The 12,326-nt window shown below is 41.9% G+C and carries 9 protein-coding genes and 5 tRNA genes; 1 reads left to right on the top strand and 13 read right to left on the bottom strand.

Annotation, left to right across the window (positions count from 1 at the left end; translation table 11 throughout):
* Positions 1 to 92: 92 nt before the first annotated feature.
* The 12 genes from J8Z28_RS05790 to J8Z28_RS05735 all read right to left on the bottom strand — a co-directional run bounded on the left by J8Z28_RS05790 (position 93) and on the right by J8Z28_RS05735 (position 10,171).
* The gene (locus tag J8Z28_RS05790) at positions 93 to 491 is read right to left on the bottom strand and encodes a GNAT family N-acetyltransferase (RefSeq protein WP_054562071.1); all 399 of its coding nucleotides are present in this window, start codon (positions 489 to 491) and stop codon (positions 93 to 95) included.
* A gap of 88 nt (positions 492 to 579) precedes the next feature.
* Positions 580 to 2,481, bottom strand: a complete 1,902-nt coding sequence (ppiD, locus tag J8Z28_RS05785; protein ID WP_250660058.1) for a peptidylprolyl isomerase — start codon at positions 2,479 to 2,481, stop codon at positions 580 to 582.
* 158 nt (positions 2,482 to 2,639) lie between these two features.
* Positions 2,640 to 2,930 carry an HU family DNA-binding protein gene (locus J8Z28_RS05780; protein WP_175580427.1) on the bottom strand — a complete coding sequence of 97 codons (291 nt, stop codon included), beginning with the start codon at positions 2,928 to 2,930 and terminating at the stop codon, positions 2,640 to 2,642.
* Positions 2,931 to 3,127: 197 nt separating this feature from the next.
* Positions 3,128 to 5,488, bottom strand: coding sequence for an endopeptidase La (lon, locus tag J8Z28_RS05775; RefSeq protein WP_054553146.1), 2,361 nt, complete (start codon positions 5,486 to 5,488; stop codon positions 3,128 to 3,130).
* Between the two features lie 143 nt (positions 5,489 to 5,631).
* Positions 5,632 to 6,915, bottom strand: a complete 1,284-nt coding sequence (clpX, locus tag J8Z28_RS05770) for an ATP-dependent protease ATP-binding subunit ClpX (RefSeq protein WP_054562074.1) — start codon at positions 6,913 to 6,915, stop codon at positions 5,632 to 5,634.
* A gap of 135 nt (positions 6,916 to 7,050) precedes the next feature.
* Complete coding sequence (gene clpP, locus J8Z28_RS05765) at positions 7,051 to 7,668, bottom strand: ATP-dependent Clp endopeptidase proteolytic subunit ClpP (RefSeq protein WP_054562075.1); 618 nt, start codon at positions 7,666 to 7,668, stop codon at positions 7,051 to 7,053.
* A gap of 273 nt (positions 7,669 to 7,941) precedes the next feature.
* On the bottom strand, positions 7,942 to 9,246 hold the full coding sequence (gene tig, locus J8Z28_RS05760; protein WP_054553149.1) for a trigger factor: 1,305 nt from the start codon (positions 9,244 to 9,246) through the stop codon (positions 7,942 to 7,944).
* A 410-nt stretch (positions 9,247 to 9,656) separates the two neighbouring features.
* Positions 9,657 to 9,733: transfer RNA gene (locus tag J8Z28_RS05755), tRNA-Pro, on the bottom strand.
* 42 nt (positions 9,734 to 9,775) lie between these two features.
* A tRNA-Pro gene (locus J8Z28_RS05750) sits at positions 9,776 to 9,852 on the bottom strand.
* Positions 9,853 to 9,868: 16 nt separating this feature from the next.
* A tRNA-His gene (locus J8Z28_RS05745) sits at positions 9,869 to 9,944 on the bottom strand.
* A 23-nt stretch (positions 9,945 to 9,967) separates the two neighbouring features.
* Positions 9,968 to 10,044, bottom strand: a tRNA-Arg gene (locus J8Z28_RS05740).
* Positions 10,045 to 10,094: 50 nt separating this feature from the next.
* Positions 10,095 to 10,171: transfer RNA gene (locus J8Z28_RS05735), tRNA-Pro, on the bottom strand.
* Between the two features lie 341 nt (positions 10,172 to 10,512).
* On the opposite strand from J8Z28_RS05735, the gene folD reads away from it, so the two are divergent.
* Complete coding sequence (gene folD, locus J8Z28_RS05730) at positions 10,513 to 11,367, top strand: bifunctional methylenetetrahydrofolate dehydrogenase/methenyltetrahydrofolate cyclohydrolase FolD (RefSeq protein WP_054553151.1); 855 nt, start codon at positions 10,513 to 10,515, stop codon at positions 11,365 to 11,367.
* Between the two features lie 50 nt (positions 11,368 to 11,417).
* On the opposite strand, the gene J8Z28_RS05725 is transcribed toward folD, so the two are convergent.
* Positions 11,418 to 12,302 (bottom strand): DMT family transporter, encoded by an 885-nt coding sequence (locus J8Z28_RS05725; RefSeq protein WP_055021713.1) that lies wholly within the window; start codon positions 12,300 to 12,302, stop codon positions 11,418 to 11,420.
* Positions 12,303 to 12,326 lie beyond the last annotated feature (24 nt).

The following is a 12,326-nucleotide window of genomic DNA, read 5'->3' as shown; positions in this document are numbered from 1 at the left end:
GCGTTAAAACGCCTCCTACGCGAGCGGTTTGATCACTCAATTAACTCTACTCTTGCAGCTTTACTCTTTCCCCTTGTTACTTTTCACTCGTATCAAAACTTTTTATACATCCCTTGGCTTTGTGGTGCGACAAACTTGTAGCCAAGCTTTTCGTAAAAGCCAGGTTTGTCAGCGACCATAGTGACATAACTACCTTCAAAGGCGGCAGATTCAATGTAGCGGTCAACATGTTCCATAATGACACGCCCTAACCCTTGTCCTTGATATTCAGGTGATACTGCAATATCAACCACTTCAAAATTACAACCGCCATCACCAATAACGCGGCCCATGCCAATCAACTCATCGTTTTTACGAATACAAATAGCATAAAGAGAGTTTGGTAACCCCGCCTTTGCAGCCGCTAATGAACGTGCTGATAAGCCAGCTTTGAGGCGCATATCACAGTACTCTTCTGCGCTTGGTAGCTGCTCGATCAGACTGTACTCCATAAATGCTCCTTGTAACTTGCATTACCTTTAACGGTAACAAAAAAGGCGCCAGTAGGCGCCTTTTATTTAACTCAGTTTGCTAATTATTTTATTCAGCAGCTTGAGTCGCTTGCGGTACTTGCACTTCAGCTTGTGCTTTTAGTGCTGCAATAAATACCATGTAGTTTTTATTCACTTGAGCCATAGTGATGTTTTGCTTTTGTTGCTCATTAATCTCAACTTCAGTCGCTGGATTAACTGCTTTTAACGCAACAATTGCCGCATCGCCATTGTTTAGGTCAACAACTTCAACCTCTGGTGCACCTTGTGGGTGAGCCATTTTGAAAGCTTGTTGAACAATAGCTGGTGACACTGTGTAAGCTTGACGAGCAAGTGCAGCTTCTTGGCGTACTGTTAGGCCTTCAGCTTGTGCAACTTCGTTTAGGCTCTTACCAGCTTCGATCTCAGCGTATAGAGTGCGTGCTTTTTCTTTAGCAAGCTCCGATGCTTTTTGTGAAACTAACGTCGCCTTAATTTGCTCAGAAACATCTGCTAGTGCTTTCGTAGTCGCAGCTTTGTGATCGTTTACACGAACAACAACAGCATGCTCATCGCCTACTTCAATTACTTCTGAGTTCATGCGGTCTTCTAACACTTCAGGTGAGAAAATAGCAGTAACAACTTGTGGGTTGTTTAACGGCTCAGGTAATGCATTGCGAGTAACAAGTTCTGTTTTCTGTACTTCAACGCCTGCTGCTTCTGCTGCATCAATTAAAGTATCTGAAATTTCGAACGCAAGCTCACCCATTTGAGTTTGCTTTTCATAGAACGCATTAATTTTCTTAGTACGCTCAAGTTCAGCGCGAAGCTCATCTTTTACGTCAGTATATGGTTTAACTTGCTGTGTTTGAATATCAGTAAGTTTGATGATGTGATAACCAAACTCTGATTCTACAACGTCAGAAATGTCGCCTTTGCTTTCAAGTGCATACGTTGCATCTTCAAACGCAGGGTCCATCATGTCACGTTCAATCCAGTCTAGGTCGCCGCCCATTTCTGCACTCACTACGTCATCAGAAGATGACTCAGCTAGCTCAGCAAAATCAGCACCGTTTTGTAACTGCGCTAGTAGCTCTTCAGCTTTCGCTTTTGCTGCATCGTCGTCTTCGCTGTTATCAATTAAGATGTGCGATACACGACGTTTTTCAGGCTCAACATATTGTGCACTGTTTTGATCATAGTAAGCTTTGATATCTTCTTCTGAAACACTTGAATCAAGCGTTAAGGTAGCTGCATTTAAGTCAATGTAGCTTACAGACACTTGCTCTGGTGCTAAGAATTGCGGTTGATTCAACTCATAGTAATCAGCAATTTCTTGCTCTGTTACTTCGATACCTGCTTGTAATGATTCTTTAGCAACAACTAAGTAATCAATACTGCGCGTTTGCTGTTGTAGAGCAACGCTGTTGTTTAATTCATTTTCTAAGATGAAATCTGTACCAGCAACAGCACCTACTAATTGGCTGCGTGTCATGTCTTCACGTAAATATTCACGGAAAGCATCTGGTTGGAAATTCATTTGACGAATAACTTGTAAGTAGCGGTCGTTGCTAAACTGGCCGCCTACTTGGAAGTAAGGCATTTCTAAAATTGCTTTACGAACACTTTCGTCACTTACACGAAGACCTAATTCTGCCGCTAGTTGAGTTTGCAATTCTTGTTGTACTAAACGGTCGATTACGCCTTGGCGAATTTGTGCCATGTAATTTGGATCAGCAGCGATTTGTGCGAAGTATTCACCAAATTGTTGTTCTAAACGGTTACGTTCGTTTTGGTATGCACGGCTGAATTCGGTTTGGCTAATTTTAACTCCATTTACTTCTGCAACGGGTTGCTCTGTGGTTTGTCCTAAATAACCACCGATCCCAGCTAAAGCAAAAGATAAAATCACCGCGCCTAAAATAATTTTGGCTGCAGGTCCCTGCGAACCTTCTCTGATTTTCTCAAGCATTTATCTATCTCTATTCTGATCAGGTACAAATTAACCCTGCTCATGTAAAAAAAGCGTATCTTACCAGATACGCTTTTTCACTTGAAGTAACTGGTGATAAGTTACCTAAATTCAATTTAAGTGTGATTAGGTATCTCTCACCAACTAATCTTTAATGATTAGTTTACTGCGTCTTTCAGCGCTTTACCTGCTTTGAAAGAAGGAATGTTTGCTGCAGCAATCTGGATAGTCTCACCAGTTTGCGGGTTACGACCTGAACGCGCTGCACGCTCACGTACAGAGAAAGTACCAAAGCCAACTAGCGCTACTGAATCGCCATCTTTAAGAGCGCCTGAAACAGCCTCGATGAATGAATCTAGTGCACGACCTGCAGCCGCTTTAGAAATGTCAGCGTCAGCTGCGATTTGATCGATTAATTGAGATTTATTCACAATATCATCCTCTTTCATTGTTATTATCAAGAGCGATTGTTTTTATAAAAAATAACATCACTGTTTTGAAAATTTATGAGCAAATTAAGTTTATGCTCAGTTTATTATATTTTTCTCAACCCTAGGCCACATAAGGCCTAGGCTTGAAAACTAGTGCTTAACTTATCATACCCTTTGTATTTGAAAAGCCCCTAAATGCACTTTTTTGCGGTTTTTTACTGGTTTTTTTCAGTTTCGACAGAAAAACTCTCAACTGGGTGCTTCAAAGCCAGTTTTAAAACGTCATCAATCCATGTAACTGGGTGAATTTCAAGGCCCTCTAATACGTTGTCTGGGATCTCTTTTAAGTCACGTTCGTTAATTTTTGGAATAATAACGGTTTTAATTCCACCACGATGCGCTGCCAATAGCTTCTCTTTTAAGCCACCAATAGGTAATACTTCACCACGTAATGTGATTTCACCTGTCATTGCAACATCTGAGCGCACTGGGTTACCCGTTAAGCTCGATACCAAACCAGTTACCATGGCAATACCAGCACTTGGGCCATCTTTTGGTGTTGCACCTTCTGGCACGTGAACATGAATGTCACGTTTCTCATAGAAGTCGCTATTAATGCGAAGTTTTTCAGCACGATTACGAACGACCGTCATCGCAGCCTGAATTGACTCTTGCATTACATCACCAAGCGAACCTGTGTAAGTTAGCTTGCCTTTACCTGGTACAGCTGCAGATTCAATAGTTAGTAAATCACCACCTACTTCAGTCCACGCAAGACCCGTTACTTGGCCAATACGGTCACCGTCTTCTGCTTTACCATAATCAAAGCGTTGTACACCTAAGAACTCTTCAAGGTTGTTATCGTCGATAAGGACCTTTTTAGTGTCTTTATCAAGCAGGATGTTTTTAACTGCTTTACGGCATAGTTTTGACACTTCACGCTCTAAGTTACGAACGCCCGCTTCACGTGTGTAGTAGCGGATAATGCCAATAATTGCGCTGTCAGCAATTTCAACTTCATGCTCTTTTAAACCATTGCGCTTAACTTGTTTTGGAATCAAGTGTTGTTTAGCAATGTTTAGTTTCTCGTCTTCGGTGTAACCCGATAAACGAATCACTTCCATACGGTCTAATAATGGACCTGGAATATTAAAGCTATTTGATGTTGCCACGAACATCACATCAGATAAGTCGTAATCAACTTCTAAGTAGTGATCGGCAAAATGGCTGTTTTGCTCAGGATCAAGTACTTCAAGTAATGCTGATGCTGGGTCGCCACGCATATCTGATGACATCTTATCGATTTCATCTAATAAGAATAATGGGTTCTTTACACCAACTTTAGTCATATTCTGGATTAACTTACCAGGCATAGAACCAATGTAAGTACGGCGGTGACCACGGATTTCCGCTTCGTCACGAACGCCACCTAATGCCATACGCACATATTTACGACCTGTAGAACGTGCGATTGACTGACCAAGTGAAGTCTTACCTACACCAGGAGGACCGACTAAACATAAAATTGGGCCTTTAAGCTTATTAGTGCGCTGCTGCACCGCTAGATACTCAATAATACGCTCTTTAACTTTATCTAAGCCGTAATGGTCACTATCTAAAATCTTTTGTGCGCCAGCTAAGTCTTTTTTCACCTTAGAGCGTTTTTTCCAAGGTACATTGATTAACGTATCAATGTACGAGCGCACGACAGTTGCTTCCGCCGACATCGGCGACATCATTTTTAATTTAGATAACTCAGCATTTGCTTTCTCTTGCGCTTCTTTAGGCATACCAGACTCTTCGATGCGTTTTTTAATTGCTTCGAATTCATCGGGTACATCATCAAGTTCGCCAAGCTCTTTTTGAATCGCTTTCATTTGCTCGTTGAGGTAATACTCACGCTGCGACTTTTCCATCTGCTTTTTCACGCGGGTACGGATTTTTTTCTCAACTTGCAGTAAGTCAATCTCACCTTCCATCAGTGCCATTAAGTATTCAAGACGCTCAGTCACATCGGCAATCTCAAGTACTTTTTGCTTTTCAGGTACCTTAAGCGGCATGTGTGCTGCCATGGTATCAGCAAGGCGTGCAGCTTCATCGATGCCAGACACAGAAGTAAGTACCTCAGGTGGGATCTTCTTATTAAGCTTTACGTAGCCTTCAAATTGGCTAATTGCGCTGCGAATAAAGATATCTTGTTCTTGCTCGTCGATATGGCTTGATTCGATGAACTGTGCTTCTGCCACAAAGAAATCATCGTTATCTAAAAACGTTTCAACGCTCGCACGTTGTGTGCCTTCAACAAGCACTTTAACGGTGCCATCAGGTAACTTTAATAACTGAAGTACTGTGGCAATGGTGCCAACACGGTAGATATCATCTTGCTGCGGATCATCAACAGAGGCGTCTTTTTGCGCCACTAGGAAAATTTGTTTGTCCTTGTCCATCGCCGCTTCTAGGCATTTTATTGATTTTTCACGACCAACAAATAGCGGGATCACCATGTGTGGATAAACCACTACATCGCGCAGTGCCAACACGGGGATTTCGACTCGATCTGTTCTCTCAAGCGTCATTATATTCTCTTCGCACTTCATTTATTTTAAAGATTACTCAAGTATATGGGGATATGTAAGGGAAAGTTCAACATATTTATAAAAAAAGGAGCCTTTGGCTCCTTTTTCGTGTTCAACTGCTTAACTTTTAAACTATTACAGCTTTATTCTGATGCAGCTTTGTCTTGGTTACCGCTTTGGTAAATCAAAATTGGGTCTGATTCACCTTTAATAACGGTTTCATCAATAACCACTTTGCTAACATCATCCATCGAAGGTAATTCATACATAGTATCAAGTAATACGCCTTCAACGATTGAACGTAAGCCACGAGCACCTGTTTTACGCTCCATTGCTTTATGAGCAATTGCGCTAAGTGCATCTTCGCGGAACTCAAGCTCAACATCTTCCATCGCAAATAATGCAGAGAACTGTTTAGTTAATGCATTTTTTGGTTCGCTTAAGATTTGAATAAGCGCCGCTTCATCTAGCTCTGTGAGTGTCGCAACAACCGGAAGACGACCGATGAACTCTGGAATTAATCCGTATTTCACTAAATCTTCTGGTTCAACATCTTTGAATGTTTCACTTAAGCTACGGCTACCTGATGATTGCTTAACTTCAGCACCAAAACCAATACCGGTATTTTTATGGCTGCGTTGTTCAATCACTTTATCCAGGCCAGCAAACGCACCGCCACAGATAAATAGGATCTTAGAAGTATCAACTTGTAAGAACTCTTGCTGTGGATGTTTACGGCCGCCTTGTGGTGGCACAGATGCAACCGTACCTTCAATTAGCTTAAGTAAGGCTTGTTGTACACCTTCGCCCGATACGTCACGGGTGATCGATGGATTGTCAGACTTACGAGAAATCTTGTCAATTTCATCAATGTAAACAATACCACGTTGTGCTTTCTCTACATCGTAATCACATTTTTGCAGTAGCTTTTGAATGATGTTTTCAACGTCTTCACCTACATAACCTGCTTCAGTTAGTGTCGTTGCATCGGCCATCGTGAATGGTACGTCAAGTAAACGAGCCATGGTTTCAGCAAGTAATGTTTTACCACTACCTGTAGGACCGATTAGTAGAATATTACTCTTACCAAGCTCAATATCTGCATTGATTGTTTGATTGCGTAAACGTTTATAGTGATTGTATACCGCAACCGACAGCACTTTTTTAGCGTGGTCTTGGCCAATCACGTAATCATCTAAGTGATCACGAATTTCTTTCGGCACAGGCAGTTTATCAGACGCATTATGCTTCGGCGCAATGTCTTTGATTTCTTCCCTGATAATATCGTTACACAGCTCTACACATTCATCACAAATATATACTGAAGGGCCAGCAATTAGTTTGCGAACTTCGTGCTGGCTTTTGCCGCAGAAAGAGCAGTATAACAATTTATTACTTTTGTCGCCGTCTGTAGGAGTGTCAGACATTCAGCTACCTCATTTATTACGTTGGCAGTAGCACTGGGCTACTGCTAATTCACTATGTTTAACTATATCAAAGAATATCAGTTTTCGCATAGTAAAGGGTGATAGCTAACAATACGTTATTATTAGCTATTCAGATTACTTCGAATCGCGGCTTGAAAATACTGAGTCAACTAGGCCGTATTCAACTGCTTCGCTAGCAGTCATAAAGTTATCACGGTCTGTATCACGAGAAACCACATCGAGTGGCTGGCCAGTATGTTCAGCCATTAAACGGTTTAACTTATCTTTAATTGATAAAATTTCACGGGCATGGATCTCAAAGTCAGATGCCTGACCTTGGAAGCCACCTAATGGTTGGTGGATCATTACACGTGAGTTAGGTAAACAAAAACGCTTACCTTTAGCGCCACCTGATAGCAAGAATGCACCCATGCTTGCCGCTTGGCCAACACAAATAGTGCTTACATCAGGCTTGATAAAATTCATTGTATCGTAAATTGCCATACCTGCAGTCACAGAACCGCCTGGCGAATTAATGTAAAGATAAATATCTTTTTCTGGGTTTTCTGATTCTAAAAACAGCATTTGCGCAAGAATCAAATTAGCCATGTTATCTTCTACTTGGCCAGTTAAGAAAATAATGCGCTCTTTTAAAAGACGTGAGTAAATATCATATGAGCGCTCACCTTTAGCTGTTTGTTCAACAACCATAGGGACTAGTGCGTTTAGAGGGTCTATCATACCGCTATTCATTCTTATTTAATTCCTTATCCGCTGCGACTCATCCTTACTATAAGGAAAGCACATTTATACTAATGTAAGTTAAGCTGTCTATTCAATCTTTATAACTATATAGGAACTTATCAGAACAAATTCAATCCTCGCCGAAAAAAGTTCTGAAATAACATCAGTATTGTTGGTTTTTTTGAAACTGATACCACAAACTAAAATGGCCCGAGTACGCTGTATAAATACAGGGTAACACGAGCCATTTAATCGCTAGCGAGAGCTTAAGTCAATGACTTATTAAGCACCTTGCTGTGGATTCATGATGTCGTCGAATGCTTTTTCAACGTCAGTCACGTTTGCTTTAGCTAGGATAGCTTCAACTGCTTGCTCTTCCATCGCTACGTTGCGCATTTGCTGCATAAGCTGATCGTTTGCTTTGTAGTACTCTACTACTTCAGTTGGATCTTCGTATGCAGAAGCTACAGTTGCGATTAACTCTTCAACTTTAGCGTCGTCAACTTTAAGCTCGTTCGCTTTAATTACTTCACCTAGTAATAGGCCAGTCTTAACGCGAGTTACAGCTTGCTCGTGGAATAATTCAGCTGGAAGCTCAGGCATGTTTTTAGCGTCGCCACCGAAACGTTGTGCAGCTTGCTGACGTAGTGCATCAATTTCTTGATCTACTAGCGCTTTTGGCACTTCGATTTCGTTGTTAGCTAAAAGACCTTTGATAGCTTGATCTTTAACGTTAGCTTTAACTGCTTGGTCAAGCTCACGTGTCATGTTCTTTTTAACTTCTTCTTTAAGAGCGTCAACACCGCCTTCAGCTACACCGAATTTAGTTGCGAACTCGTCGTTAAGCTCAGGAAGCTCTTGAGTTTCAACTTTCTTAACAGTGATTGCGAAAGTAGCAGCTTTACCTTTAAGGTTTTCAGCGTGGTACTCTTCAGGGAAAGTTACTTCAGCAACAACTTCTTCGCCCGCTTTTTTGCCAACGATGTTGTCTTCGAAACCTGGGATCATACGACCTTGACCAAGTTCTAGTGGGAAGTCTTCAGCTTTACCGCCTTCAAACTCTTCGCCTTCGATAGAACCAACGAAGTCGATAGTTACACGGTCGTTCTCGCCTGCAGCTGCGTCAACTTCAGCCCAAGAAGCGTGTTGCTTACGTAGAGTTTCTAGCATGTTAGCTAGGTCTTCGTCAGTTACAGATACAGCTGGTTTTTCAACAGCAATTTTATCTAAACCTTGAATTTCAACTTCTGGGTAAACTTCGAAAGTTGCATCGAACTCTAAATCTTTACCAGCTTCTAACGCTTTAGGAGCGAAAGTAGGAGAACCAGCTGGGTTAATTTTTTCAGAAACGATTGCTTCGATGTAGTTGCGTTGCATTAATTCGCCAGCAACTTCTTGACGTACTGCAGCACCGTAACGCTTGTTGATGATAGACGCTGGTACTTTACCAGGACGGAAACCATCGATACGCTGGGTTTTAGACAGTTGTTGTAAGCGTTTTTTTACTTCAGTCTCAACGTTCTCTGCAGGAACGGTGATGGTCAGACGGCGCTCAAGGCCTTGAGTCGTCTCAACAGAAACTTGCATGATTTACCTCAATCTTCAATTTTGGCGACTGTTCGCCTTCCTTACAAACAAGGTGATCTCCATGAGTGATAGCAAGTTTTAACGCTGAATATTTCAACTTAAAACGGCGCATTGTAACCATGAGATACCATTGCTGCTTTGCCCCTATGGGCACTATGTTAAACAATAGACGCGGCATTATAACCTAATATTTATGATAGTCGAGTCTGGGGGGCAATTATTTGGCGTATATAGCAGCAATCAGCGTTTAAATGCGTAAAAAACGAACGCAACAAAATAACAACGGAGAATTAAGCTGAATTAAAGGATGTATTTAGAAATTGAGAAGTGGTCGACGATGCAGGATTTGAACCTGCGACTGAATTGGATATACCCAAACCAATTGTTCTTTGACCATAAATCTTTAAAAGTGGTCGGCGATGCAGGATTTGAACCTGCGACCCCTTGGACCCAAACCAAGTGCGCTACCAAACTGCGCTAATCGCCGATACTGAGAGAAGTTTTGAAAATAAAGACCACTTATTAAAAGTGGTCGGCGATGCAGGATTTGAACCTGCGACCCCTTGGACCCAAACCAAGTGCGCTACCAAACTGCGCTAATCGCCGATATCTTAGAGTAAATTGGGGTGACTGATGGGGCTCGAACCCACGACAACCGGAATCACAATCCGGGGCTCTACCAACTGAGCTACAATCACCACGGCATTTACATATTTTCAAATGGCGCACCCGGAAGGATTCGAACCTTCGACCAACGCCTTAGAAGGGCGTTGCTCTATCCAGCTGAGCTACGGGCGCATCGAAAACTTCATAAGTTTGCCTGTAAGCACCATTTACAAAGAGTAAAGTGGTCGGCGATGCAGGATTTGAACCTGCGACCCCTTGGACCCAAACCAAGTGCGCTACCAAACTGCGCTAATCGCCGATGCTTACCGTTGTTTGCGAGTGACCTCGTTAACAACGGGGTGCATAATAGTGATTTGACCGAGTCAGGTCAAACATTTTTTTAAGAAAATAATTCAATCGGTCACTTTTAGTTCATAATGGTTAAATATTGCAAATATAAGCTAAAATTTGAACTCTTTTTTATAAAGTAGCGCTTTATATAAGATTGCATCTTGGCGCTATGATGCTTTTCTGCGAAAATACGCAACATAAATAAATATGATCAAACAAACATGATTTGTGTATCCACGCCCCCTTTATTGGATAATCATATTTAGATGTATCAGTATCAAGTTAACTAACCCCAATTAAAGGTCACCCATGACGGCAAACATCATCGATGGTAAGGCAATAGCTAAACAAGTACGCAGCAATGTAGCAGAGCGAGTTGCAGAGCGTGTAGCGAATGGATTACGCGCTCCAGGACTAGCAGTAGTGTTAGTTGGTCAAGATCCAGCTAGCCAAGTGTATGTTGGTTCTAAACGTAAAGCATGTGAAGAAGTCGGCTTTGTATCTAAGTCTTACGATTTACCTGGCGACACAACTGAGCAAGATTTACTTGCATTAATAGATCAACTAAACGAAGACAAAGAAGTAGACGGTATTCTAGTACAGTTACCTTTACCTCAGGGTCTTGATGCTGAAAAAATTCTTGAACGCATCACACCACATAAAGATGTTGATGGTTTCCACCCTTATAATATTGGTCGTTTAGCTCAGCGTATGCCGGCACTTCGTCCTTGTACACCGAAGGGTATTATCACCCTACTCGACTCTACCGGTGTCCGCTACAAAGGTATGCACGCAGTTGTTGTTGGTGCGTCAAACATTGTTGGTCGTCCTATGTCACTTGAGCTTTTACTTGCAGGCTGTACAACAACGGTGTGTCATAAGTTTACTCAAGATTTAGAAACGCATGTTCGCCGCGCTGATTTATTAGTTGTTGCGGTTGGTAAACCTGAGTTCATTCCGGGTGATTGGGTTAAAGAAGGTGCTATCGTAATTGATGTAGGCATTAACCGCCTTGAATCTGGCAAGCTTGTTGGTGATGTTGAATACGATATCGCTGAACAAAAAGCACATTTCATTACACCAGTACCAGGTGGTGTTGGCCCAATGACTGTGGCAAGCTTAATCGAAAACACCCTTGAAGCGTGTGAAAAGTACCACAGCTAAGAAGAGCTAAATTATTGCAAAAGGCTGCCAATTGGCAGCCTTTTTTGCTTTTAATTGTTTTGTAGTTTGAACTGCCTAAGCTTTAGCATCTGGGGGAGCACTGAAAACACAATCATCAAAAACATTAATAGGTATTGCCAGTCTTGATATTGTTCGTTTATGAGTAAAACAGCGCATACTATTCCTGCGATTGGGTTAGCAATAGTGCCGAATGAAAACTCAGCCACAGTCATGCGTCCTAATAACCAAACATACAGAATATAGGCGATAGCGGTATTGGGCACGATTAACCAAAATAGCGCAGAATATTGCAGCGCTGAGATAGGCTCAAATATCACTTGGTATTGTTCTGGGTGAAGTAAACTGCCATCAATAAACGCAGCCAATAATAAAATAGTGCCACCAATGATTAACTGCCAGGTAAGCACAACCCACCAATGTATATGCACCGACAAACTTTGTACTAAGGTGCTACCAATCACAATAGTCAGTAAGGCCCCAAATAAAGCGGCCACTCCCAATACATTTAATGACACATGTGCTGGGTCGAACAACAGCCAAGCCAATACCACCAGCGCTATAGCGCAAATTGCTTGAATTTTTGCAGGTCGCTGTCCTTTAGTAAGCCAAGCATATAACAAAGCCACAACTGGCACAGACACCATCCCTACCCCTGCTATAGCTGCAGGAAGATTCACTGCCATGATAAAAATAAAGGCAAAAAATAGCGCGATATTCACCGCACCTAAAGTCAATAAACTTGGCCACTGCGAACGGGTCGGCAAACTAGGTTTAAGTAATAAAAGTAATAACCCTGCAGGTAATGCACGTAATGCGCCTAATAAAAGTGGCGGCCAATCAGGTGTGGCATATTTGGTCACTGCATAGGTGGTGCCCCATAAAAAGGCGGGGATCATGGCAAGTAAAATATTCAATGTCTGTCCTTGTTAATACGAAGA

This window comes from Pseudoalteromonas sp. SCSIO 43088 (assembly GCF_023650795.1).
Classification (GTDB): domain Bacteria; phylum Pseudomonadota; class Gammaproteobacteria; order Enterobacterales; family Alteromonadaceae; genus Pseudoalteromonas; species Pseudoalteromonas shioyasakiensis.
The sequence above is the reverse complement of the archived record's forward strand: the minus strand, read 5'-3'. Positions and strand labels throughout refer to the sequence as shown.

Coding starts and splice junctions, on each gene's coding strand:
- J8Z28_RS05790 (WP_054562071.1), bottom strand. CDS start 491: ATGGAGTACAGTCTGATCGAGCAGCTACCAAGCGCAGAAGAGTACTGT.
- ppiD (WP_250660058.1), bottom strand. CDS start 2,481: ATGCTTGAGAAAATCAGAGAAGGTTCGCAGGGACCTGCAGCCAAAATT.
- J8Z28_RS05780 (WP_175580427.1), bottom strand. CDS start 2,930: ATGAAAGAGGATGATATTGTGAATAAATCTCAATTAATCGATCAAATC.
- lon (WP_054553146.1), bottom strand. CDS start 5,488: ATGACGCTTGAGAGAACAGATCGAGTCGAAATCCCCGTGTTGGCACTG.
- clpX (WP_054562074.1), bottom strand. CDS start 6,915: ATGTCTGACACTCCTACAGACGGCGACAAAAGTAATAAATTGTTATAC.
- clpP (WP_054562075.1), bottom strand. CDS start 7,668: ATGAATAGCGGTATGATAGACCCTCTAAACGCACTAGTCCCTATGGTT.
- tig (WP_054553149.1), bottom strand. CDS start 9,246: ATGCAAGTTTCTGTTGAGACGACTCAAGGCCTTGAGCGCCGTCTGACC.
- folD (WP_054553151.1), top strand. CDS start 10,513: ATGACGGCAAACATCATCGATGGTAAGGCAATAGCTAAACAAGTACGC.